A 21,164-nucleotide genomic window follows, 5' to 3' on the forward strand; every position below is an offset into this window, starting at 1 on the left:
ATGATGAATTTCGTTCTTCGCTTCATCCTCTTCTGCCTGGGCCTGATTTTCGCGCTCAGCCTGGCGGTGGCCGTGCTGCTGCTGGCGGCGGTCTGGGGCCTGCGCTACGGCTGGGCCAAGCTCACCGGCAAGCCGGTGACGCCCTGGGTCATGCGCTTCAACCCGCGCAGCGGCTTCGACCGCTTCCGCGCCGCGCAGCAGCCGGCCGAGCCCACCGCCGCCGACGTGGTCAGCGCCCGCGCCCGCGGCGAGTCGACGCGCAGCCCGATCGCGCTGGGCGACGCGGGCGAGGTGACCGACGTGTCGGCCCGGCCCGCGACGCGCGGCAACTAGCCCTCCGGCATCACCCAGGACGTGCGGCGCGTACAGGTACGATCCGCGCATGGAATCCGCTGATGCCGCCCTCTTCGATGCGTCGTACTACGCGCACTACTACTTCGACAAGAAGACCCGGGTGGCGGACCGGCAGCATGTCGAACGGCTGGGTGCCTTCGTCAGTTCCTACCTGAAGTACCTGCGCGTGCCCGTGCGGCGCGTCCTGGATGTCGGTTGCGGCATCGGGATCTGGCGCGACATCACGACGCAGCACTTTCCGCAGGCGACCTACCAGGGCGTCGAAATCAGCGAATACCTGTGCGGTCGTTACGGATGGGAGCGTGGCTCGGTCGTGGACTACCGGGCCCGGGAGCCCTTCGACCTGGTCATCTGCCAGGGCGTTCTGGCCTACCTGAGCCCGGCCGACCTCAAGCGTGCCCTGCGCAACCTCGGGGTGCTGAGCCAGGGCGCGCTCTACCTTGAAGCCGTGACGCTCGAGGACTACGAGAACGACGTGGTGGACGAGGACCTCACCGATCCGCTGCTGTTCCGGCACCGTGCCGAGATGTACCGGCGCGGACTGACGCGCAAGTTCAAGGAACTGGGCGGCGGGGTCTGGCTCAGCCGGAGCGCCGAGGTGCCGCTCTTCTCGCTGGAAAGCGCCGCGGAGTGAAGCCGCGCCGGGTCGCGGTCCTGCTTCGCGAAAGACCCGGGCCTCAACGGCTGTAGAGCCGCTCGATCTCGTTCGCGTAGTTCTTGTAGATGCTCGAGCGCCGCACCTTCATGGTCGCGGTGACGTCGCCGTCGTCGTGGTCCAGTTCCTTGGCCAGCAGGTGGAACTGCCGGATCTGCGAGACCTGCGCCAGCCGGCCGTTGCCGCGCGCCACTTCGTCGCCGATCAGCCGCAGCACCTCGGGGTGCTCGGTGAGCGAGCGGAAGTTGGTGAAGGGGATGCGCTGCGCCTCGGCCCACTTGCCGACCGTCTCGTAGTCGATCTGGATCAGCGCGCCGACGAACTTGCGGCCCTCGGCCACGATCACGCATTCCTTGATGTAGGGGCTGCCCTTCATCGTGTTCTCGATCTCCGAGGGCGTGAGGTTCTTGCCGCCCGCGGTGATCATGATGTCCTTGAGCCGGTCCACGATGCGCAGCTGGCCGCCGGCCTCTTCGCGCACCACGTCGCCGGTGTGCAGCCAGCCGTCGCGGATCGATTGCGCCGTGGCTTCGGCGTTCTTGTAGTAGCCCGCGAACACCATCTCGCCCTGGAGCAGCAGCTCGCCGTTCTCGCCGATGCGGTGCGCCGTGCCCAGCGTGGGCGGGCCGACCGTGCCCGGCATCACCGCGTCGAGCCGGTGGCCCGTGACCATGCCGCTCGATTCGGTCAGGCCATAGACCTCGACCAGCGGCACGCCCAGCGTGCGGAAGAAGCGCACCACGTCGGGCGCGATCGGCGCGGCGCCGGTCAGCGCCACCCGCACGCGGCGCAGGCCGATGAAGTTCTGCAGCGCCCGCAGCACCAGCCAGTAGCTCGCGGCATGGGCCAGGCGGTCGGCCACCGACCATTGCGCACGTGGCTTGGCAAGCAGCGCCTCGCAGCGCGCCCAGGCGCGCGAGAAGATCGCGCGCTGCAACCGGCCGGTCTCCTGCAGCTTGATGCTGATCGAGGCGTGCAGCTTCTCCCAGATGCGCGGCACGCCCAGGAAGATGCTGGGCGCGACTTCGCGCAGGTCTTCCTGCACCGTGCGTATCGATTCGCCGAAGTGCACCTGCGAGCCCAGGTAGGGCGGCGCGAAGGCGGTGAGCATCTGCTCGGCCACGTGGCACAGCGGCAGGTACGACAGGTGCGCGGTGTCGCCGTCGAGACCCAGCCGGTCGACGATGCCCGGCACCACGCCGCGGATGTTGCGGTACGACAGCATCGCGCCCTTGGGCTTGCCGGTCGAACCCGAGGTGTAGATCATCAGGCCGATGTGGTCGAGCGTCTGCGCCGCCAGCGCGGTGTCGATGATCGCGCGGCCGCCCTGCGCGGCCGAGGCGGCGCCCAGGCGCTCGAGTTCGGCGAAGGTCGTGACCTTGTCGCGGTGCGCGACGTCGAGGTTGCGCAAACCCTTGGTCTCGACCACCACGATCCTGCGCAGCCGCGGCAGCAGGGCCAGCGATTCGATCACCTTGTCGGTCTGCTCCTGGTCCTCGCAGACGATCAGCTCGATGTCCGCATGGCCGACCACGTAGGCCACTTCGCTGGCCGGGCTGGTCGGGTAGACGCCGACCGTCACGCCGCCCACCAGGCCCGCGCCCATCTGCGCCAGCACCCACTCGGTGCGGTTCTCCGACAGCACGCCCACGTGGCCACCCGGCGTGAGGCCCAGCGCGCGCAGGCCCAGGCCCACATGCTCGGCGCGTTGCGCATAGGCCTGCCAAGTGAGGGGCTTCCAGATGCCGAAGTCTTTTTGCCGGAGCGCGACCTTGTCGGGCTGCAGGCGCGCCTGTTCGCGCAGCATCTGCGGCAGGGTCAGGGGGGGCAGCGTTGCGCTCATGACAACCACCGTTTGCGTCGCTTGTAGTGCTTGATGTCGCGGAAGCTGCGCGCCTCGCCGCTGCCGCCCACGCCGAGGTAGAACTCGCGCACGTCGGGATCGGACGCCAGGCGTTCGGCGCTGCCGTCGATCACGATCTTGCCGTTCTCCATGATGTAGCCGCGGTGGGCCACGGCCAGCGCCACCGTGGCGTTCTGCTCGACCAGCAGCATCGACACGCCGCGCTCGGCGTTGATGCGCGCGATGATGGTGAAGATGTCCTCGACCAGCTTGGGCGACAGGCCCAGCGAGGGCTCGTCGAGCAGGATCAATTGGGGCTGCGCGACCAGCGCGCGGCCGATGGCCAGCATCTGCTGCTCGCCGCCCGAGAGGTAGCCGGCCAGGCCCTTGCGGCGCTCGTGCAGCCGCGGGAAGTAGCTGTAGACCGCGTCGAAGTCAGGCCTGGCATCCGGGCGGCCGGTGAGCGCGTAGGTGGCGGCGACCAGGTTCTCCTCGATCGTCAGGTCCTCGAACACGCGCCGGCCCTCCATCACATGGCACAGGCCGTCGCGCACCAGCTGCTGCGGCGCACGCTCGGCCGTGCCCTGGCCGTTGAACTCGATGCGGCCGGCCTCGAGCGCGCCGTCTTCCAGCGCGAGCAGGCCCGAGATGGCCTTGAGCGTGGTCGACTTGCCCGCGCCGTTGCTGCCCAGCAGCGCGACGATCTCGCCGCGCGGCACGGCCAGCGACAGGCCGCGCAGCACCTGCACCACCTTGTTGTAGACGACCTCGATGTTGTTGACACTCAGGACCGTCTCGCCCGCCATGACCGCGCCCGCTTGCATCGTCGGCTTACTTGCTCAAGGAGATCCAGTCGGACGCGGGCACCATCTTCTGCGCCTTCATGTCCGCCTTGTAGACGCGGCCCACCGGGATCGAGTTGCCGCTGATGGTGATGGGCGTGCCGATCAGGCCGCCGGTGTCGAAGTCCTTGATCGTGTTGAGCGCGGCCTTGAGGTTCTTGCCGTCGAGCGGCTTGCCGGCCTCGAGCGTGCGCTTGGCCGCCTCGGTGAACAGCATCGCCGTGAGGAAGCCCTGGGTGTAGGCCGTGCTCTGGTACTCGGGGCGCAGCGCGCGGATCTTGTCGAGCATCGGCGCCTTGGCCGAGGTGTCGTAGTAGTAGCGGTAGGGCATCACGCCCATGAAGCCGTCGGCGCCTTCGCCCATCTTCATCACGGTGGAGCTGTCCATGGTCCAGAAGGTGCCCATCCACTTGCTGGTCATGCCCATCTGCTTGCCCTGCTGCACGAACTCGGGAATGGGCGCGAGGATGTAGCCGTGGAAGATGGTGTAGTCGGGCGCGGCGCGGCGCAGCTTGATGACCTCGGTCGACACGTCGACGCTGCCGGCCGGCGTCATGAGCTTGACCGGCACCGTGAGGCCCAGCTTCTTCGCGGCCGCCTCGCTGGCCTCGATCGGGTCGCGGCCGAACTCGGAGTCGGAGTACACGAAAGCCACCTTGGCGCCCGGCTTCTCCTTGGCGATGTGCCTGAGCAGGATGCCGATCTGTTCGGTGTAGTCGGGCCCGACCAGGAACTGGTTGGGGAACTTGACGGGGTCGTTGAGTTCGGTCGCGAAGGAGGCGCCCGCCATCAGGATCTGGCCGCTGCGGTCGAGCTCGGGGTTGATGGTCTTGGCGAAGCCGGTCGAGTCGCCGTAGTAGAGATTGACCTTGTTCTGGCTGGTGATCTTCTTGTAGGCGGCGACCGAGACGTCGACCTTGTAGCCCGTGTCTTCGGGCACGTAGCGCAGCTTGCGGCCCTTGATGCCGCCCGCGTCGTTGACCATCTTCACGTAGTCGGCCATGCCGGCGTTGATGCCCACGCCCGCGAAGGCGAACACACCGGTCATGGGGATCGAGCCGCCGATCACGATGTCCTCGTTGGACTGGGCCTGTGCCGCGAAGGGGGCGGCGAGCGCGGCCGAAGCGGCGAGCACGAGCGCACGGCGGCGCAGAGAGGGCTGAAGTGTCTTGTGCATGCTTGTCTCCTGTGAGGGGTGGCTCAATTCCTGAAAGGCCACAGATGGAAAAAGCGGCGCGTGCGCCGCCACACTTCTGCGAGCCCGTGCGGCTCGAACACCAGAAATCCGACGATCAGGAGGCCGAACACCACGGTGCGCACCGGCGAGAGGAACACCGTCATCTCGGTGCCGCCCGGCAGCAGGTCGACGATCAGCTTGAGCAGCTCGGGCACCATGGTCATGAAGATCGCGCCCAGGATGCCGCCGAGGATCGAGCCCATGCCGCCGACGATGATCGCGGCCAGGAAGAAGATCGACATCAGCAGCGGGAAGCTCTCGGGCGTGACCACGCGGAAGAAGTAGGCCCAGAGCCCGCCCGCCACACCCGCATAGAAGGACGAGAGCCCGAAGGACAGCAGCTTGTAGCGCAGCAGCGGGATGCCCAGCACCTCGGCCGAGATGTCGCGGTCGCGGATCGCGATGAAGGCCCGCCCCACGCGGGTGCGGAACAGGTTGGCCGCACCCAGCACCATCAGCAGCATGACCGGCACGATCACCCAGTAGAGGCGGAAGGAGGTGTCGAGCGGCAGGCCGAAGAACTGCGCCGGCGGCACCGAGAGGCCGGTGGTGCCGCCCGTGAGCTTGAGGTTGGCGAACAGGAAGTGGGTGATGAAGGAGGCCGCGATGGTCGCGATGGCCAGGTACAGGCCCTTCACGCGCAAAGAGGGTATGCCGACGATCAGGCCGCCCAGCATCGCCACCGTGCCGCCCGCCAGCAGGTTCAGCAGGAAATGCGTGCCCAGCCGCGTCTCGAGGATCGCGACCGTGTACGCCCCCAGGCCCATGAACGCGGCCTGGCCCAGGCTCACCAGCCCGGTGTAGCCGGTGAGGATGTTGAGTCCGCTCGCGCTCGCCACGTTGATCGCCACCAGGCAGGCGAGGTAGAGCCAGTAGTCGCTGGCGACGAAGGGGAAGAGCAGCAGCAGCGCCGCGCCGATCGCGAGCCAGGTCTTCTGCGTGCGCGAGTCGAACAGCGCCGCATCGGCGATGTAGCTTTCCTTGAGGGTGCCTATGCGCATGGGGCTGCTCTCTCGTTCTGGCGCTCTTGTTCGGGGCGCGTGCACCGGCCACCCTGCGCACGTGGAGGCGCCGGGATCGCTTCACCGCCGCCCCATGCCGGGGATACCGCGGAACCGGCTTGGCCGGGCCGCCGGTATCGCCCCCTGGAGGGGGAGGCGCCGAAGGCGCATCGGGGGTGGGCCATCCTAGAGCCTCTCGATCTCGTGGGTGCCGAACAGGCCATACGGCCGCACCATCAGCACCAGCACCAGCACGATGAAGGTCGCGAGCAGCTTGTACTCGCCCCCGAGGAAGGTCCCGGCCAGCGCTTCCACCAGCCCGATGAACACCCCGCCGATCAAGGCCCCCAGCACGCTGTCGAGCCCGCCGACGATCACCACCACCAGCACCGACAGGCCGAACACGCCCATGGTCGACGAGATGCCGCCGATGGCGCCGACCATGATGCCGGCCACCGCGGCGATCATGGCCGAGGCGACCCAGGCCAGCGAGAACACGCGCGGCACGTTGATGCCCATGGAGTAGGCGGCCGCCTGGTCCGAGGCCGTGGCGCGCAGGGCCACGCCGCCGCGCCAGAAGCGGAACACCAGCAGCACTGCGCCGATGAGGCCGGCCGCGATCAGCGCGCCGTAGGCCACCTTGGGCGCGAGGAAGGCCTCGCCGACCATGATCGGCGTGTTGGGCAGGAACTCGGGCAGCCGGCGCTGGTCCGCGGTCCATATGATCTCGACCAGGCCCACCAGCACCGAGGCCAGGCCCACCGTCACCATGAAGACCGAGATCGGCGGCTCGCCCAGCAGCGGCCGGATCATGGTGCGTTCGACGATCGCGCCCAGCAGCCCGGTGCCGATCACCGCGCCGATCACCGCGGCCCAGATCGGCAGCGAGAAGGTCGCGGAGAAGGTGAAGAACAGGTAGGCGCCGATCATCAGCATTTCGCCGATCGCGATGTTGACCACCCGCGTGGCCTTGTAGACCAGCACGAAGGCCAGCGCGGCCAGCGCATAGAGGCCGCCGCTGGCCACGCCTGTGAGGCTGATCTCGAACAGGTAGGCCCAATCCATCACGCGACTCCCGCGACCGTCTGTTCGCCGCGCAGCTTGCGCCGCAGGTCGCCCACGTCGCCCGCGCCCAGGTAGGCGCGGATCACCTCGGGGTCGGCTTGAACGTGCGCCGGCGCGCCCTGCGCGATGACCTGGCCGAAATTGAGCACCACCACGTGGTCCGACAGGTCCATCACCATGCCCATGTCGTGCTCGACCATCAGCACCGTCACGCCCCATTCGTCGCGCACGTCGAGGATGAAGCGCGCCATGTCCTCGGTCTCTTCGCGGTTCATGCCCGCGACGGGTTCGTCGAGCATCAGCACCTTCGGCTGCATCGCCAGCGCGCGGGCCATCTCCACGCGCTTCTGCAGCCCGTAGGGCAGGGCGGACACCGGTGCGTGGCGGATGTGGTCGATCTCGAGGAAATCGATGATGCGTTCCTCCACGTCGCGCCGCAGTTCGGCCTCTTCGCGCCGCGCGCGGCCCACATAGAACAGCGCCTCCAGCACGTTGGTCTTGAGGTGCGCGTGGCGGCCCAGCTTGATGTTGTCGAGCACCGTCATGCCGCGGAACAGCGCGATGTTCTGGAAGCTGCGCGCCAGGCCCAGTTTCGCGCGTTGCGGTGCCGGCGTGCGCGTGATGTCGGCGCCCTCGAACAGCACCCGGCCCGCCGACGGCCGGTAGAAGCCCGAGATGGTGTTGAACAGCGAGGTCTTGCCCGCGCCGTTGGGCCCGATCACCGCGGTGATGGAACCCGGCTGCACGCTGAAGCCCACGCCCGTCAGCGCCTTCACGCCGCCGAAGGCCAGCGTCAAGGCCTCGACCTGCAGCACCGGGGCGGCAGGGGCGGGGACGGCGGCGGGCTGGGGCATGGTTTCCAAAAGAAAAAGAGGGGCCGGTCGACGAGGGTTTGCGTGCAAAGCGCGAAAATCTACTTGTCCGTAGAATTTCTACTCGTCGGTAATGTCGCTGTTGCTTACGCTTCACGGCATCCGGACTTTCCCGCGCTGACCTTCACACCATGGCTTCCTCCGCCCTTCGCTCCAAAGCCGCCGCCGCCTCCCCGTGGGAGCCCGCGAGCGCGCGCGCGCTGCAACGCGAGGTCAAGCGCAACGCGGTGCTGCAGACGGCCGCGCAGCTCTTCAACGAACGCGGCTTCCACGCCACCTCGCTCGACGACATCGCCGAGCGGTTGCATGTGAGCAAGCCCACGCTCTACTACTACGTCGAGGGCAAGGACCAGATCCTGCTGGAGTGCGTGCGCATCGCGCTCGACCTGATGCACGAGGGCATCGAGGCGGTGCGCCGCGCGGGCGGCAGCGCGATCGACCAGCTGAAGGCCTGCATGCGCATCTACACCGGCGTGGTCACGCAGGACTTCGGCATGTGCGTGATCCGCATCGGCGAAGACCCGCTGCCCGAGCCGCTCAAGACCGAGCTGCGCCGGCTCAAGGCTGGCATCGACCACCAGTTCCGCCGCCTCATCGCCGACGGCGTGGCCGAGGGCTCGCTCGCGCCCTGCGACCCGAAGATGGCGGCCTTCATGCTGGCCGGCGCGCTGAGCTGGGTCGGCCGCTGGTACCGCGGCGACGGCGCGCTCACGCCCGAACAGATCGCCGACCAGGGCATCGCGCTGCTGCTCAACGGCGTGCTGCAGCGTCCTGCGCCCGCAGCGCGCAAGACCGCCTCCCCGCCCGCTGCCCAGCGGGCCCGCAAGAAGAAAGAAGGACAAGCATGAACAACGATTCCCCCCTGCTGGTGGGCCGCGACGGCGACATCGCCACGCTGCGCTTCAACCGGCCCTCGGCCCTGAACGCCATCGACGTGCCGATGGCCATCGCCTTCCTGGCCGCGGCGCGCGAGCTCGCGGCCGACAGGAGCGTGCGCGCGGTGCTCCTGAGCGGCGTGGGCAAGGGCTTCATGGCCGGCGGCGACCTGGCCGTGCTGCAGGCCGACCCGGTGCAGGGCGCGGCCGACCTGATCGGTCCGCTGCACGAGGCCCTGACCGTGCTGGCCGGCATGGATGCGCCGCTGGTCGCGCAGGTGCACGGCGTGGCCGCGGGCGCGGGCCTGAGCCTGATGCTGCAGGCCGACTTCGTGCTGGCGGCCGAGGGCACGCGCTTCAACCTGGCCTACGTCAACATCGGCGCCAGCTGCGACGTCGGCGCCTCCTGGGCGCTGCCGCGGCTGGTGGGCCTGCGCCGCGCGCTCGAGATCGCGATGCTGGGCGAGATGTTCGACGCGGCCGCGGCCGAGCGCATGGGCCTGATCAACCGCGTGGTGCCGGCCGCCGCGCTCGAAGCCGAGGCGCTGGCCTTCGCGCGCCGCCTGGCCCAGGGACCGACGGTGGCGCTGGGGCGCCTGCGCCGGTTGATGCGCACCTCCTTCGAACGCGACCTCGCGGGCCAGCTCGACGCCGAATCGGCCGCGTTCCGCGAATGCGCGAGCAGCGACGACTTCAAGATCGGCATCGACGCCTTCTTCGCGAAGACCAAGCCGGCCTTCACCGGCCACTGATCGGCCACTGATTTTTCAACTTGCAGCAGGAGAACTGACCATGACTTCCCCCGACATCTTCGTCGTCGGCACCGCCCGCACCGCCATCGGCACCTTCGGCGGCGCACTGAAGGACGTGCCCAACACCCAGCTCGCCACCACCGCGGTCAAGGCCGCGATCGAGCGCAGCGGCGTCGCGGCCGATGCCATCGGCCACGTGGTGATGGGCAACGTGATCCCGACCGACGTCAAGGACGCCTACCTGAGCCGCGTGGCCGCCATCGACGCGGGCTGCCCGATCGAGACGCCGGCCTTCAACGTCAACCGCCTCTGCGGCTCGGGCCTGCAGGCCATCGTGTCGGCGGCCCAGGCGATCGCGCTGGGCGACTGCGACATCGCGATCGGCGGCGGCTCGGAATCGATGAGCCGCGGCCCCTACTTCGACACCGCGGCCCGCTTCGGCGCGCGCATGGGCGATGCGGTGCTGGTCGACTACATGCTGGGCATCCTGCACGACCCGTGGGAGAAGATGCACATGGGCATCACGGCCGAGAACGTGGCCGCGCGCTACAAGATCTCGCGCGAGATGCAGGACGCGCTGGCCGCGCAGAGCCAGCAGCGCGCCGCCGCCGCCATCGCGGCCGGCCGCTTCAAGGAACAGATCGTCCCGGTCGAGGTCAAGACGCGCAAGGGCGTGGTGCTGTTCGACACCGACGAGCATGTGCGCGCCGACACCACGGTCGACACGCTGTCGAAGATGAAGCCGGCCTTCAAGAAGGACGGCCTGGTCACCGCCGGCAACGCCTCGGGCATCAACGACGGCGCGGCCGCGGTGGTGCTGGCCAACGGCGAGCGGGTAAAGGCGCTGGGCCTGAAGCCGCTGGCGCGCCTGGTGGGCTATGCGCATGCGGGCGTCGAGCCGGCCTACATGGGCATCGGCCCGGTGCCGGCCACACGCAAGGTGCTGGAGCGCACCGGCCTGAAGGTGAGCGACCTCGACGTGATCGAGTCCAACGAAGCCTTCGCGGCCCAGGCCTGCGCGGTGATCCAGGAGCTGGGCTTCGACCCGGCCAAGGTCAACCCCAACGGCTCGGGCATCTCGCTGGGCCATCCGGTGGGCGCGACCGGCGCGATCATCACCACCAAGGCCATCGCCGAACTGCACCGCACGGGCGGGCGCTATGCGCTGGTCACGATGTGCATCGGCGGCGGCCAGGGCATTGCAGCGATCTTCGAAAGAATCTGAGCTCTCCCCCATGGCTTGCGCACTTCGTGTCGCAGCGCCTACCCCCTTCCGGGGGCAACACCAGCGGCCCGGCATAGCCGGTTCCGCGGTGTTCCTGGACAATCGCCGGATGATGCCGCCTCGCCTTTCCATCCCCATCGACCCCGACGAGGTCGAACTGAGCGCGATCCGCGCGCAGGGCGCGGGCGGGCAGAACGTGAACAAGGTGTCGAGCGCGGTGCACCTGCGCTACGACATCCTCGCCAGCTCGCTGCCGCCCGACGTGAAGGAGCGGCTGCTGGCGCTGCGCGACAGCCGCATCACGCAGGAAGGCGTGCTGGTGCTCAAGGCCCAGCAGCATCGCACGCAGGAGATGAACCGCAACGACGCGCTGGCACGGCTGCAGGCGGTGGTCGACAGCGTGGCTGCGCCGCCGCGCGTGCGTCGCGCGACCAAGCCCACCTACGGCTCGAAGCAGCGGCGCCTCGAGGGCAAGAGCCAGCGCTCGGAGATCAAGAGCCTGCGCGGCCGCGTGCAGGACTGAGCGTCGTCAGGCCTTGGCGGCCGGCTCGGCCAGCGCCGCCAGCGCTTCGGCGTCCGTGCCGAACACCCGCAGCATCGGGCCCGGCGTGAGCAGCCCGGCCTTCTCCAGCACCGTCTGCGCGGGCAATTTGAGCCCGATCACCCACAGCGAGAGGCCGCGCGATTCCACCGTCTGGCGGATGCTGCCGAACACCTCGGCGCCCGTGATGTCGATGCGGTTGATCGGCTGCGCGAACAGGCACAGCGTGCCGATGGCCGGATGGGCCGCGAGCTGTTCGGAGACCGCGCGCTCGAGCGTGCTGGCCGAGGCGAAGTCGAGCTCGGCGTCCATGCGCAGCGCGCAGACGTCCTCTCGCAGCGGTGGCAGGTGCCACAGGTGGCGGTCGCGCAGCCGGCCGTCGGGGTGCAGGCCGACCTCGATGATGCGCGGGTGCAGGTGGCGGTACATGTAGTGGCTCAGGCTCATCGCCAGGCCGGCCAGCACGCCCCAGTAGATCGCGGGCGCGGTGGCGATGGTCAGCGCGAAGGTGGCGATCGCGGTGCCGGCCTCGATGCGCGAGACGCGCCACAGCGCCACGAAGGCGGCCGGCCGCACCAGGCCCAGGATGGCCGTCACCACCAGCCCGGCCAGCACCGCCTGGGGCACGTGGTAGAGCAGCGGCATCAGCCACAGCAGCGCGACGCCGATCAGCACCACGCAGACGATGGTGGCCCAGCCGGTCTTGGCGCCGGCATAGAGGTTGATGGCCGAGCGCGAGAAGGAGGAACTGGTGGCGAAGGCGCCGCACAGGCCCGAGGCGATCTTGGCCAGGCCCTGGCCGATCAGGTCCTGGTTCTCGTTCCAGAGCTTGCCCGAGCGGCTGTTGTCGACCTTGGCGCTCGAGGCCGTTTCGAGGAAGCTGACCAGCGTGATCATCAGCGCCGGCAGCAGCAGCGCGCCGAAGGTCTGCAGCGAGATGGCGCCCGGCAGGTAAGGCGCGGGCAGGCCGGTGGGCAGCGCGCCGATCACCGCGCCGCCGCGCAGCGCATAGCCCAGCGTCGCGCTGACGACCGCGCCCAGGCCCACCACCAGCATCGCGGCCGGCAGCCGCGGCCAGCGCTGCTTGGCGGTCCAGAGGATGGCCATGGTGGCGAGGCCGAAGGCCATGGCGGTCCAGTCGGGCGGCGGGCCCGCCAGCCACTGCGCCATCGGCCGGCCGGTGAAGCCCAGCAGCGCGGGCAGCTGCGACAGGGCGATCAGCACCGAGGCGCCCTGCGTGAAGCCGATCAGCACCGGCGAGTTGACCAGCTTCAGCAGCCAGCCGAAGCGCATCACGCCCATCAGCAGCTGCAGCGCGCCCGACATCAGCGCCAGCCACACCGCCAGCGAGACCCAGTCGGCCCCGCCCGGCACCGCCAGCGGCCCGAGCGAGGCGCCGATCAGCAGGCTGGTGAGCGCGGTCGGCCCGACCGACAGCCGCGCCGAGGCGCTGAACAGCACGCCCACCAGCGCGGGAATGAAGGAGGCGTAGATGCCCGTGACCAGCGGCATGCCGGCCAGCGCCGCATAGGCCACGCCCTGCGGCAGCACCAGCATCGCGACCGTGAGCCCGGCCATGATCTCGCCGCGCAGCGTGGCGCGGTCGGGGCGCGGCCAGCCGAGGAAGGGGAGCCAGAGGGCGAGCCGTGCGCGATTCAGTGCCATGGCATGAAGGGCCTGCGGCGGCCGGTACCGGAAGAGAGGAAGTGCACTGGCCGATGATACGGAAGCCGGGTGGCGCGCCGGCGTCGGCTCAGGCGCGCTTGCGGTGCTGGAAGGCGGTGGGCGAGCGGCCGGTGGCGGCTTTGAACATGGCGCAGAAGGCGCTGTCGGTGGCGTAGCCGCTGGCGGTCGCGACCTGGCTCACCGCCATGCCGCGGGCCAGCAGCGGCAGCGCATGGGCCATCACGGCCTGCTGGCGCCACTGCTGCCAGTTCATGCCCAGCTGGTCGCGGAACAGCCGCGCCACCGTGCGCTCGCTGGCGCCGATGGCCTGCGCGCGCTCGGCCAGCGTGGCGCGGTCGGCCGGGTTGCGCAGCAGCGCCTCGCAGAGCTGGCGCAGGCGCTTGTCGGCGGGCAGCGGCACGTCGATGCGGATCTGGGTGGCACGCTCGATCTCGTCGATCAAAAGTGGCGCGATCATGCGCTCGCGCTGCGGCGCATGCGGGTCGGCGGGCGGTTGGCCATCGGGCGTGGTGTCGAGTGCGAGCATCAGCGCGCGCATCAGGGGACTGATCTCCAGCACCTCGCACTTCTCCCAGCCCGGCGCCAGCCAGCGGTGGATGTAGACGGTGCGCAGCTCGGCGTCCTCGATCAGCGTGATGCTGTGCGGCATGTCGGCCGGCACCCAGAGCGCGCGCGAGGGCGGCACGATGTAGCTGCCGTCCTCGGTGCTCAGCCGCACCACGCCGCGCGTGGAGAAGGTCAGCTGCGGCCAGGGGTGCACGTGCAGCTCGACGAAGGTGTCGGCCTCGAGGAATTGCTCCTTGGCGCGCAGCGGCCGCACCGCGTCGGGCGCATAGAGGTGCGGCGTGAGCGGCCCCACCACGACGGCTGGAGGGGTGGGGGTTGCAACTGTCATGATTTCGACAAATGTTGTCCTTATATCGCCATTCTGCCGTGCGCGGGCGGCCTACGATAGGCGCACCTTTTTCCCGCTGCTGCCATGTCCACTTCTTCCCCTGCCGGCGCGCCGCCCGCGACCACCCTGCGCACCGATGCCCAACTGATCGGCCTGGTCGGCCTGGCGCACGCGATCAGCCATTTCAGCCAGCTGATCCTGGCGCCGCTGTTCCCTTGGCTCAAGGACGCCTTCGACGTCAGTTACACCGAACTGGGCGCGGTGCTCACGGTGTTCTTCGTCGTCTCGTGCATCGTGCAGGCGGCCTCGGGCTTCATCGTCGACAAGCTCGGCCCGCGGCCGGTGCTGTTCGTCGGGCTCGGGCTGCTGGGCCTGGCCGGCTTCGGCTATGCGATGGCGCAGAGCTACTGGATGCTGCTGGCCAGCGCGGTGGTGGCGGGCGTGGGCAACGGGGTGTTCCATCCGGTCGACTACACGCTGTTCAACCGCAAGGTCGCGCCCACGCGCCTGGGCCATGCCTACAGCGTGCACGGCATCACCGGCAGCCTGGGCTGGGCGCTGGCGCCGGCCTTCGTGGTGCCGCTGGCCATGGCCTTCTCCTGGCGCATCGCGCTGGCGGCGGCCGGTGCGCTGGCGCTGGCGGTGCTGCTGGTGCTGTGGCTCTACCGCGGCGTGTTCTCGCTCGACGTCAAGGCGGTGCAGAAGGCCACGGGCCAGGTGGCCGGCGCGGCGGGGCAGTTCGATTTCCTGCGCATCCCCGCGGTCTGGATGTGCTTCGGTTTCTTCTTCTTCTACGCCATGGTGATCAGCGTGGTGCAGACCTTCGCGCCCGTGGCCGCCGGCCATCTGCACGCGGTGCCGGTGGCGCTGGTGGCGGTGTGCCTCACCGTCTACATGGTGGGCAGCGCGGCCGGCATGGTGATCGGTGGCTTCCTGGCCTCCGACCCCTCGCGCTGCGAGCGCATCGTGGGCGTGGGCTTCGGCATCGCGGCGGTGCTGGCGCTGGTGTTGGCCTTCGCCGATTTCGCGCCGGTGCTGGTGCCGGTGCTGTTCGGTGCCATGGGCTTCGCCTCGGGCATCGCCGGGCCCTCGCGCGACCTGCTGGTCAAGCGATCGACGCCGGCCAACGCCACCGGCCGCGTCTACGGCGTGGTCTACGCCGGGCTCGACATCGGCCAGGCCGTGGCGCCGCTGGTCTTCGGCCGGCTGATGGACAACGGCCGCTACACCGCGGTGATCGTCGGCCTGGCGGTCGTGCAGGGGGTGCTGATCGCCAGCGCCTTCAACGTGCGCCGCGTGCGGCGCGAGGCGCTGGTGCCGGCTTCGGCCTGAGCCCTCGCTTCGCGCCGGCCGCCCGGCGCGTGGCTCAGGCGGCCAGCAGCGCCTCGACCTGGCGCAGGCCCTCGAGCGTCTTGAGGCAGGCGTCGGCCGCCTCGGTGCCCTTGACCGCGAAGTGCGCGTGGAAGTACTTGCGGTGCTCCACATGCTCGTGGAAGTGGTGCGGCGTGAGCACGGCCGACAGCATCGGCACGTTGGTCTCCAGCTGCAGCGACATCAGCGTGCTGACCACGGTGTTGGCGACGAACTCGTGGCGGTAGATGCCGCCGTCGACCACCAGCGCGCAGCCCACGATGGCGGCATAGCGGCCCGACAGCGCGAGCCGCTTGGCATGCAGCGGGATCTCGAAGGCGCCAGGCACGTCGAGCACGTCGATGCGCTCGCGCGGGAAGCCCTGGCGCTGCATCTCGGCGAGGAAGGCGTCGCGTGCCTGGTGCACGATGTCGGAATGCCATTGCGCCTCGATGAAGGCGACGCGCTGCGCTTCGGAGTTTTCCGAGTTGCCGATGGCGGAGAGGGGAAGGTCGTTGATCTGACTCATGGTGTGCCCTTGAAAGCAGGTTTCCTGAATCAGGGCGCACGAAGCCGCAGCCGCGGCGCGCGCCAGAAAAAAGACGCGCGGCCACGCCGACGGTTCGCGCTCTCTTTCATCCGGACTGTGACCGTCGGCCCCGGAATCACACCGGATCTGCTGACCCTGCCGCACACGGGGTGCACGGCAGGCGCTCGCGGGCTTGTGCGAACGAGTCGCCATCACCGCCGGTGGGGAATTGCACCCCGCCCTGAGAACGCTTGTCGCCCGGCGAACCGGACGACGCATCGATTCTAGGAGCCCGGCCGAGGGCGTTGTTGTCGCCCGCGCGCCAGACCTTCGGCCGCGGGGGATTTTTCCGAGGGGTGCTCAGCGCGGCGCGAGGAACTGTGTCATGCGCTGCAGCTCGTCGTCGAGCGCCGCGCGAAAGGCCGCGCCGCGCGGCGGCGTGGCGGCATAGCCGAAGCTCGGCTGCAAGGGCCCGCCGGGTGCACTCACGTTGGCCCAGCCGATCACCTGTTCGTGCCACAGCATCGGCAATGCGTAGTAGCCGAAGCGGCGCTGCGGCGCGGGCGTGTAGGCCTCGAACTTGTAGGTCCAGCCCCAGAGCAGCTCGAAGCGGCGCCGGTCCCACACCACGGGGTCGAAGGGCGCGAGCAGGCGCAGCGCATCGTCGGGCGCGTGGCGCTTCGAGGCCGGCTTCTCGTCGGCGGGCCAGTACCAGGTCGTGCCGTCGATGCGGCAGCTCGCGAGTTCTTCGTCGCGCGCGATGCGCAGCGCGGCCTGGGTCTGCGCGGCGAGGTGCGGCGCGCCGTAGCCCAGCAGCCGGATCAGGTAGGTCAGGCTCGCGGCGGGCAGCGGCGCGTACTTGCGCACCACCAGCGCGATCAGCGCCGCCGCGCGCTGCGCACGGCCCGCGGGGCTGTCGTCGGCCGGCGGATGCGCCACGGCCGCGTAGACGCGGGTGCCGCTGTCGCGTCGCACCACGCGCAGCAGGCCGCGGTAGTGCAGGCCGTCGAGCAGGTGGGTGGTGGCGTTGCTCGCGCCGCCCCAGTAGTTGGTCACGCGGCCGTGCGCGAAGTGCAGCTCGACCTGGCGCGGATGCACCGGGCCGTGGGCCTGCACATAGGCCAGCACCTCGGCCGCCTTGCGCTGGGTGTCGGCATCCCAGGCGCGTTTCGATTCGCGCGGGTGCATCAGCGCCAGGTGCTCGCGCGGCAGGAAGCCGTAGTTGACCAGGCAGTCCTCCTCGATCGCGAGCCGGCTGTAGCGGCTTTCGAGGTCGCCCGCGCGGTAGTCCTTCACGCGGTGGCGCAAGGTCAGGTCCTGCGCGCGCGCGGGCGCGCGGATCGGGTCGGCCTGCACGAAGCCCAGCCGGCGGATCGCGGCGGGCAGCGTGGTCGGGGTGAAGAGGGTGCGCGCCACCGCGTAGCGGCGCAGGTCGTCGAGGGTGGGCTCAGCCATGGGGTGCATTGCAGCACAGGCGGCACGCGCCTGCCGTGTCCGGTCCGGATGTCCCGTCGCGCGTGGTTCCTAGGCCGTGCCGGGCCGCATCAGCGCGATGGCCTCGCGCGCCAGCGCATCGATCGAATCGGTGAGCACGATGCCGAGCTCGGCGCGCCGCCCCGGCGGCACGGCCAGCGGCAGTTCGGTGCAGCCGAGCACCACGGCCTTCGCACCGCGTTGTGCGAGCAGGCGGACACCCTCGGCGGCGGGTGCGAAAGCCGCGTCGATGCGGTTGGCCTTCACGGCCGCGATGGCGGGCACGCACAGGCGCTGCACTTCTTCGGCCGAGGGCTCGATGGGCTCGTAGCCGGCGGCGCGCAGGTAGCGCTGGTAGAGCCCCATGGCGATGGTGGCCGGCGTGCCCAGGATGCCGACCCTGCCCTCGGTCACGCCCTGGCGGCGCAGGTCGGCCACCACCGAGTCGACGATGTGCAGCAGCCGCGTCGGACTGGCGGCCTGCAGTTCGTCGAACCACAGGTGGGCGGTGTTGCAGGGGATCGCGATGCAGTCGGCGCCGCCCGCCACCAGCGTCCCGATGCCGCGCAGCATGGCTGGCAAGGGGCTCGGGCCGGTGCCCATGCAGGCCGAGGAGCGGTCGGGGATCGCGGGGTCGTTGCACAGCAGCACGGGGATGTGCTGCTGGTCGCTGTCGGCGGGCGTGAGCTGCACCATGCGCAGCGCGAAGGCGGCGCCGGCCAGCGGGCCCATGCCGCCGAGCACGCCCAGGCGCTGCGGCACCGCGTTCATGCCGCAGCGCCGTCGCGTTGCCGGCGCGCGAGACCCGCGGCCAGTTCGGCCGCGGCCTCGCAGGGGTCGATGACCGGCACGCCCACCGCGGCTTCGAGCGGTGCGCGCAGCTCGGCCATGCCGGCGCAGCCGAGCAGCACGACGTCGGCGCCGTCGGCGTCGACCAGCAGCCGGGCCGCCGCGATCATGGGTTCGAGGGCATGGGCGGCGTCGCCCGACAGGTGCACCGGCAGGTCGAGCGGACGCTCGGCCACCACGCGCTCGCGCACGCCCAGGATGTCCCAGTAGCGCAGGTGGCGCGGGATCGCGGCGCTCGCGATGGCGATCACGCCCACGCGCTGTCCGCGCGCCATGGCGGCGCGCATGCCGGCCTCGCCCAGGCCGATCACCGGCTTGTCGCAGCGCGCGCGCGCCGCGGCGATGCCGGGATCGCTGAAGCAGGCCAGCACGAAGGCGTCGGCCTCGCTCGCATGCGCGGCCACGTCGTCGGCCGCGATGCGCGCGCCGAGCTCGAAGTCGGCCTGCGTCACGATGCCCGGCGGGCCGTCGTGCGCGGTGACGCAGTCGAAGTCGCACTGCGCGGGCGGCACGGTCGCGCGAAAGGCGCGCGCCACGGCATCGGTCACGCTGCTGCTGCTGTTGGGGTTCAGCACCCGAACGCGCGGGACGGTGGACGGTGCACTCATGCCTGGTTCTCCCCGAGGCCGATCAGCGCCTTGAGCACGCGGCCGTGCGGGCGTTCCGCACCGGCGGCCGGCGTGCGGCGCGGCAGGTCGGGCGCGCCGCGGCGCAGGTAGGCGCCGCTGCCGCGCTCGGCATGCAGCGCGTTGTCCTCGATCACCACGCGGCCGCGGCTCACCACCACTTCGGGCCAGCCCTGGATGGTGCGGCCTTCGTAGGGCGTGTAGCCCGCGTTGTCGTGCAGCATCGCGGCCGTGATGGTGGTCTCGCGCTCGGCGTTCCAGACCGCGATGTCGGCATCGGCGCCCAGCGCGATCGCGCCCTTGCGCGGCGCCAGGCCGTAGAGCTTGGCGTGGTTGGTGGCGGTGAGCGCCACGAACTGGTGGATGTCGATGCGGCCCTTGAGGAAGCCTTCGCTGAACAGCAGCGGCATGCGCAGCTCGATGCCCGGTACGCCGTTGGCCATTTCCTTGAAGGTGGTGGCGTCGCCCTTGGGCAGCTTGCCGGTCTCGTCGAAGCGGTAGGGCGCATGGTCCGACGAATAGGTGGCCAGCGTGCCGTCGATCAGGCCGCGCCAGATCGCCTCCTGCGCGTCGGCGTCGCGCGCGGGCGGCGAGCAGCAGAACATCGCGCCTTCTAGGCCGGGGCGGTCCATGTCGTCGGCGGTCAGGAACAGGTACTGCGGGCAGCTCTCGGCCAGCACGTTGGCGCCCAGCAGCTGGGCCTGGCGGATCACCTCGACGGTCTCGCCGCCGGCCACGTGCACCAGCAGCAGCGGCACGTCGACCAGGCGCGCCAGCGCGATCGCGCGGTAGGCGGCCTCGGTCTCGGCCAGCGGGTCGTGCGCCACGCCGTGGAACTTGGGCGCGGTGTGGCCGCGGTCGATCAGGCGCTGCGCGATCCAGCGGATCATGTCGTTGTTCTCGGCATGCACCATCACCAGCGCGCCCTCGGCACGGGCCAGCGCCAGCACGTCGAGCAGCTCGATGTCCTCGAGCTTCATGCGGTCGTAGGTCATGTAGACCTTGAGCGAGGTGATGCCGTCGCGGATGGCCGCGGGCAGGTCCGTGGAGAGCGTGGCGGCGTCGGGGTTCGCCAGGATCAGGTGGAATCCGTAGTCGATCACCGCCTTCTCGGCCGCGCGCCGGCTGTAGTCGGCCAGCACCTCGGGCACCGACATGTCGCGATGCTGGGCCGCGAAGGGCAGGATGGTGGTGGTGCCGCCGAAAGCGGCCGACACCGTGGCCGAGTAGAAGTCGTCGGCGCACATCATGCCCATGCCCGAGCGCTGCTCGACGTGGCAATGGCTGTCGATGCCGCCAGGCAGCACCCAGCGGCCGGTGGCGTCGACGTCGCGCAGGCCCGGTGGCAGCGAGCCGCCGATGGCCGCGATGCGCCCGTCGCGCACGCCGAGGTCGCCCTCGATCACGCGGCCGTCGGTGACGATGCGGCCGCCGCGGATCGTCAGGTCGAAGCGTTCTTCGCCGATCAGCGAAGCGATGGTGGTGTCCATGCGCAGTTCCGTGTGTGTGCGTTCAGACCAGCGGCTCGCCGGCGCCGGTGCGCTCGACGATCAGGCCGTAGTGCTCGGGGCGGCGGTGCTTGGCGAAGTTGAAGACGTGCTGGCGGAAGTACTCGCCCAGCGACATGTCGGCCTTCACGCAGATCACCTCGTCTTCCTCGGTGAGCGAGCGCGCGACGATCTCGCCGGTGGGCGCCACGATGGCCGAGCTGCCGATCATGTGATGGCCGTCTTCCGAGCCGCACTTGGCGGCGGCCGCCACCCAGATGCCGTTCTGGTAGGCATTGGCCTGCAGCGACACCAGGTGCGTGGTGGTGCGCAGGTGCACCGGTTCGTTCCAGTGGATGTTGAGCGAGGGCGTGTTGTAGCCCAGCACCACCACCTCGGCGCTCTGCAGCGCCATCACGCGGTAGGTCTCGGGCCAGCGGCGGTCGTTGCACAGGCACATGCCGAAGCGCGTGCCCATGGTGTCGAACACGCGGAAGCCCAGGTCGCCCACTTCGAAGAACTTCTTCTCCAGATGCTGGAAGGGCGCGTCGGGCTTGTGGTCGGAATGGCCCGGCAGGTGGATCTTGCGGTACTTGCCGACGATGGCGCCGGTGCGGTCCACGATGATCGAGGTGTTGTAGCGCGTGCCTTCGGGCGTGCGTTCGGCATAGCCGAGGTAGAAGCCCAGTTCCAGCTTCTTGGCCTCGTCGAACAGCGGCTGCACCTGGGCGTTGGGCATGCTCGCCTCGAAGAAGCGTGCCTCGGCCTCGGCCTCCTCCATCCAGTAGCGCGGGAAGAAGGTGGTGAGCGCGAGCTCGGGGAACACGACCATCTCGGCGCCGCGGCTCTTGGCATCGCGCATCATCTCGACCAGGCGGCGGACGACCGCCTCGCGGGTGTCCGACAGGTGCACCGGGCCCATCTGGGCGACGGCCAGACCCAATGTGCGTTTCGTTGTCATCATTGCTTCCTCAGTTAGCGTGGGTGGTTGTTCGGGGGAGTCGGGC

The 21,164-nt window shown here is 70.0% G+C and carries 21 protein-coding genes and 1 riboswitch; of the genes, 7 read left to right on the top strand and 14 right to left on the bottom strand.

Annotated features, from left to right (window positions below):
• Window positions 1–3: 3 nt before the first annotated feature.
• Together QTI20_RS00090 and QTI20_RS00095 are read left to right on the top strand one after the other, a co-directional pair.
• Window positions 4–333 (top strand): hypothetical protein, encoded by a 330-nt coding sequence (locus tag QTI20_RS00090; RefSeq protein ID WP_286550911.1) that lies wholly within the window; start codon window positions 4–6, stop codon window positions 331–333.
• A 49-nt stretch (window positions 334–382) separates the two neighbouring features.
• Window positions 383–988, top strand: a complete 606-nt coding sequence (locus QTI20_RS00095; RefSeq protein ID WP_286550910.1) for a class I SAM-dependent methyltransferase — start codon at window positions 383–385, stop codon at window positions 986–988.
• Between the two features lie 43 nt (window positions 989–1,031).
• On the opposite strand, the gene QTI20_RS00100 is transcribed toward QTI20_RS00095, so the two are convergent.
• From QTI20_RS00100 to QTI20_RS00125, 6 genes are all read right to left on the bottom strand, one after another.
• Entirely contained in the window at window positions 1,032–2,852 is a 1,821-nt protein-coding gene (locus QTI20_RS00100; protein ID WP_286550909.1) for an AMP-dependent synthetase/ligase, read from the bottom strand.
• Complete coding sequence (locus tag QTI20_RS00105) at window positions 2,849–3,676, bottom strand: ABC transporter ATP-binding protein (protein WP_286550908.1); 828 nt, start codon at window positions 3,674–3,676, stop codon at window positions 2,849–2,851. Before QTI20_RS00105 ends, QTI20_RS00100 begins: the two co-directional genes overlap by 4 nt.
• Window positions 3,677–3,683: 7 nt before the next feature.
• On the bottom strand, window positions 3,684–4,871 hold the full coding sequence (locus QTI20_RS00110) for an ABC transporter substrate-binding protein (RefSeq protein WP_183027143.1): 1,188 nt from the start codon (window positions 4,869–4,871) through the stop codon (window positions 3,684–3,686).
• A 23-nt stretch (window positions 4,872–4,894) separates the two neighbouring features.
• Window positions 4,895–5,932 (bottom strand): branched-chain amino acid ABC transporter permease, encoded by a 1,038-nt coding sequence (locus QTI20_RS00115; RefSeq protein WP_286550906.1) that lies wholly within the window; start codon window positions 5,930–5,932, stop codon window positions 4,895–4,897.
• A gap of 186 nt (window positions 5,933–6,118) precedes the next feature.
• Entirely contained in the window at window positions 6,119–6,997 is an 879-nt protein-coding gene (locus QTI20_RS00120; protein WP_183027145.1) for a branched-chain amino acid ABC transporter permease, read from the bottom strand.
• Window positions 6,997–7,851, bottom strand: a complete 855-nt coding sequence (locus QTI20_RS00125) for an ABC transporter ATP-binding protein (RefSeq protein WP_286550905.1) — start codon at window positions 7,849–7,851, stop codon at window positions 6,997–6,999. Before QTI20_RS00125 ends, QTI20_RS00120 begins: the two co-directional genes overlap by 1 nt.
• A gap of 149 nt (window positions 7,852–8,000) precedes the next feature.
• On the opposite strand from QTI20_RS00125, the gene QTI20_RS00130 reads away from it, so the two are divergent.
• The 4 genes from QTI20_RS00130 to arfB all read left to right on the top strand — a co-directional run bounded on the left by QTI20_RS00130 (window position 8,001) and on the right by arfB (window position 11,244).
• Window positions 8,001–8,717, top strand: coding sequence for a TetR/AcrR family transcriptional regulator (locus QTI20_RS00130; RefSeq protein WP_286550904.1), 717 nt, complete (start codon window positions 8,001–8,003; stop codon window positions 8,715–8,717).
• A complete protein-coding gene (locus tag QTI20_RS00135) occupies window positions 8,714–9,496 on the top strand; it encodes an enoyl-CoA hydratase/isomerase family protein (RefSeq protein ID WP_286550902.1) in 783 nt (260 codons plus the stop codon). The genes QTI20_RS00130 and QTI20_RS00135 overlap by 4 nt, the downstream gene beginning before the upstream one ends.
• Before the next feature lie 40 nt (window positions 9,497–9,536).
• Window positions 9,537–10,721, top strand: a complete 1,185-nt coding sequence (locus QTI20_RS00140; protein ID WP_183027149.1) for an acetyl-CoA C-acyltransferase family protein — start codon at window positions 9,537–9,539, stop codon at window positions 10,719–10,721.
• A gap of 109 nt (window positions 10,722–10,830) precedes the next feature.
• Window positions 10,831–11,244, top strand: coding sequence for an alternative ribosome rescue aminoacyl-tRNA hydrolase ArfB (arfB, locus tag QTI20_RS00145; protein ID WP_259652105.1), 414 nt, complete (start codon window positions 10,831–10,833; stop codon window positions 11,242–11,244).
• A gap of 6 nt (window positions 11,245–11,250) precedes the next feature.
• Here arfB and QTI20_RS00150 read toward each other — a convergent pair whose 3' ends face one another.
• Both QTI20_RS00150 and QTI20_RS00155 read right to left on the bottom strand, forming a co-directional pair.
• Window positions 11,251–12,927, bottom strand: coding sequence for a SulP family inorganic anion transporter (locus QTI20_RS00150; protein WP_286550901.1), 1,677 nt, complete (start codon window positions 12,925–12,927; stop codon window positions 11,251–11,253).
• A gap of 88 nt (window positions 12,928–13,015) precedes the next feature.
• On the bottom strand, window positions 13,016–13,843 hold the full coding sequence (locus QTI20_RS00155; RefSeq protein ID WP_286550899.1) for an AraC family transcriptional regulator: 828 nt from the start codon (window positions 13,841–13,843) through the stop codon (window positions 13,016–13,018).
• Between the two features lie 84 nt (window positions 13,844–13,927).
• On the opposite strand from QTI20_RS00155, the gene QTI20_RS00160 reads away from it, so the two are divergent.
• Window positions 13,928–15,175, top strand: a complete 1,248-nt coding sequence (locus QTI20_RS00160; RefSeq protein ID WP_286550898.1) for an MFS transporter — start codon at window positions 13,928–13,930, stop codon at window positions 15,173–15,175.
• A 34-nt stretch (window positions 15,176–15,209) separates the two neighbouring features.
• On the opposite strand, the gene QTI20_RS00165 is transcribed toward QTI20_RS00160, so the two are convergent.
• From QTI20_RS00165 to QTI20_RS00190, 6 genes are all read right to left on the bottom strand, one after another.
• Window positions 15,210–15,722 carry a 6,7-dimethyl-8-ribityllumazine synthase gene (locus QTI20_RS00165; RefSeq protein WP_286550896.1) on the bottom strand — a complete coding sequence of 171 codons (513 nt, stop codon included), beginning with the start codon at window positions 15,720–15,722 and terminating at the stop codon, window positions 15,210–15,212.
• 94 nt (window positions 15,723–15,816) lie between these two features.
• Window positions 15,817–15,975: riboswitch (FMN riboswitch) on the bottom strand.
• 107 nt (window positions 15,976–16,082) lie between these two features.
• A complete protein-coding gene (locus QTI20_RS00170) occupies window positions 16,083–17,177 on the bottom strand; it encodes a DNA glycosylase AlkZ-like family protein (protein WP_286550895.1) in 1,095 nt (364 codons plus the stop codon).
• A 69-nt stretch (window positions 17,178–17,246) separates the two neighbouring features.
• Window positions 17,247–17,966 (bottom strand): cysteate racemase, encoded by a 720-nt coding sequence (gene cuyB / locus QTI20_RS00175; protein ID WP_286550894.1) that lies wholly within the window; start codon window positions 17,964–17,966, stop codon window positions 17,247–17,249.
• A complete protein-coding gene (locus QTI20_RS00180) occupies window positions 17,963–18,652 on the bottom strand; it encodes an aspartate/glutamate racemase family protein (protein ID WP_286550893.1) in 690 nt (229 codons plus the stop codon). The genes cuyB and QTI20_RS00180 overlap by 4 nt, the downstream gene beginning before the upstream one ends.
• On the bottom strand, window positions 18,649–20,160 hold the full coding sequence (gene hydA / locus QTI20_RS00185; protein ID WP_286550892.1) for a dihydropyrimidinase: 1,512 nt from the start codon (window positions 20,158–20,160) through the stop codon (window positions 18,649–18,651). Before hydA ends, QTI20_RS00180 begins: the two co-directional genes overlap by 4 nt.
• Window positions 20,161–20,182: 22 nt before the next feature.
• Window positions 20,183–21,118, bottom strand: a complete 936-nt coding sequence (locus tag QTI20_RS00190) for an N-carbamoyl-D-amino-acid hydrolase (protein WP_286550891.1) — start codon at window positions 21,116–21,118, stop codon at window positions 20,183–20,185.
• Window positions 21,119–21,164 lie beyond the last annotated feature (46 nt).

Source organism: Variovorax sp. J2P1-31 (assembly GCF_030317215.1).
In the GTDB taxonomy this organism is placed as follows: domain Bacteria; phylum Pseudomonadota; class Gammaproteobacteria; order Burkholderiales; family Burkholderiaceae_C; genus Variovorax.

What these genes read in the sequence shown, in the direction of transcription:
- hydA (WP_286550892.1), bottom strand. Translation starts at nt 20,160, where the DNA reads ATGGACACCACCATCGCTTCGCTGATCGGCGAAGAACGCTTCGACCTG.
- QTI20_RS00190 (WP_286550891.1), bottom strand. Translation starts at nt 21,118, where the DNA reads ATGACAACGAAACGCACATTGGGTCTGGCCGTCGCCCAGATGGGCCCG.
- QTI20_RS00100 (WP_286550909.1), bottom strand. Translation starts at nt 2,852, where the DNA reads ATGAGCGCAACGCTGCCCCCCCTGACCCTGCCGCAGATGCTGCGCGAA.
- QTI20_RS00130 (WP_286550904.1), top strand. Translation starts at nt 8,001, where the DNA reads ATGGCTTCCTCCGCCCTTCGCTCCAAAGCCGCCGCCGCCTCCCCGTGG.
- QTI20_RS00105 (WP_286550908.1), bottom strand. Translation starts at nt 3,676, where the DNA reads ATGCAAGCGGGCGCGGTCATGGCGGGCGAGACGGTCCTGAGTGTCAAC.
- QTI20_RS00170 (WP_286550895.1), bottom strand. Translation starts at nt 17,177, where the DNA reads ATGGCTGAGCCCACCCTCGACGACCTGCGCCGCTACGCGGTGGCGCGC.
- QTI20_RS00125 (WP_286550905.1), bottom strand. Translation starts at nt 7,851, where the DNA reads ATGCCCCAGCCCGCCGCCGTCCCCGCCCCTGCCGCCCCGGTGCTGCAG.
- QTI20_RS00160 (WP_286550898.1), top strand. Translation starts at nt 13,928, where the DNA reads ATGTCCACTTCTTCCCCTGCCGGCGCGCCGCCCGCGACCACCCTGCGC.
- QTI20_RS00120 (WP_183027145.1), bottom strand. Translation starts at nt 6,997, where the DNA reads ATGGATTGGGCCTACCTGTTCGAGATCAGCCTCACAGGCGTGGCCAGC.
- QTI20_RS00135 (WP_286550902.1), top strand. Translation starts at nt 8,714, where the DNA reads ATGAACAACGATTCCCCCCTGCTGGTGGGCCGCGACGGCGACATCGCC.
- QTI20_RS00090 (WP_286550911.1), top strand. Translation starts at nt 4, where the DNA reads ATGAATTTCGTTCTTCGCTTCATCCTCTTCTGCCTGGGCCTGATTTTC.
- arfB (WP_259652105.1), top strand. Translation starts at nt 10,831, where the DNA reads ATGATGCCGCCTCGCCTTTCCATCCCCATCGACCCCGACGAGGTCGAA.
- cuyB (WP_286550894.1), bottom strand. Translation starts at nt 17,966, where the DNA reads ATGAACGCGGTGCCGCAGCGCCTGGGCGTGCTCGGCGGCATGGGCCCG.
- QTI20_RS00140 (WP_183027149.1), top strand. Translation starts at nt 9,537, where the DNA reads ATGACTTCCCCCGACATCTTCGTCGTCGGCACCGCCCGCACCGCCATC.
- QTI20_RS00115 (WP_286550906.1), bottom strand. Translation starts at nt 5,932, where the DNA reads ATGCGCATAGGCACCCTCAAGGAAAGCTACATCGCCGATGCGGCGCTG.
- QTI20_RS00150 (WP_286550901.1), bottom strand. Translation starts at nt 12,927, where the DNA reads ATGGCACTGAATCGCGCACGGCTCGCCCTCTGGCTCCCCTTCCTCGGC.
- QTI20_RS00110 (WP_183027143.1), bottom strand. Translation starts at nt 4,871, where the DNA reads ATGCACAAGACACTTCAGCCCTCTCTGCGCCGCCGTGCGCTCGTGCTC.
- QTI20_RS00095 (WP_286550910.1), top strand. Translation starts at nt 383, where the DNA reads ATGGAATCCGCTGATGCCGCCCTCTTCGATGCGTCGTACTACGCGCAC.
- QTI20_RS00155 (WP_286550899.1), bottom strand. Translation starts at nt 13,843, where the DNA reads ATGACAGTTGCAACCCCCACCCCTCCAGCCGTCGTGGTGGGGCCGCTC.
- QTI20_RS00180 (WP_286550893.1), bottom strand. Translation starts at nt 18,652, where the DNA reads ATGAGTGCACCGTCCACCGTCCCGCGCGTTCGGGTGCTGAACCCCAAC.
- QTI20_RS00165 (WP_286550896.1), bottom strand. Translation starts at nt 15,722, where the DNA reads ATGAGTCAGATCAACGACCTTCCCCTCTCCGCCATCGGCAACTCGGAA.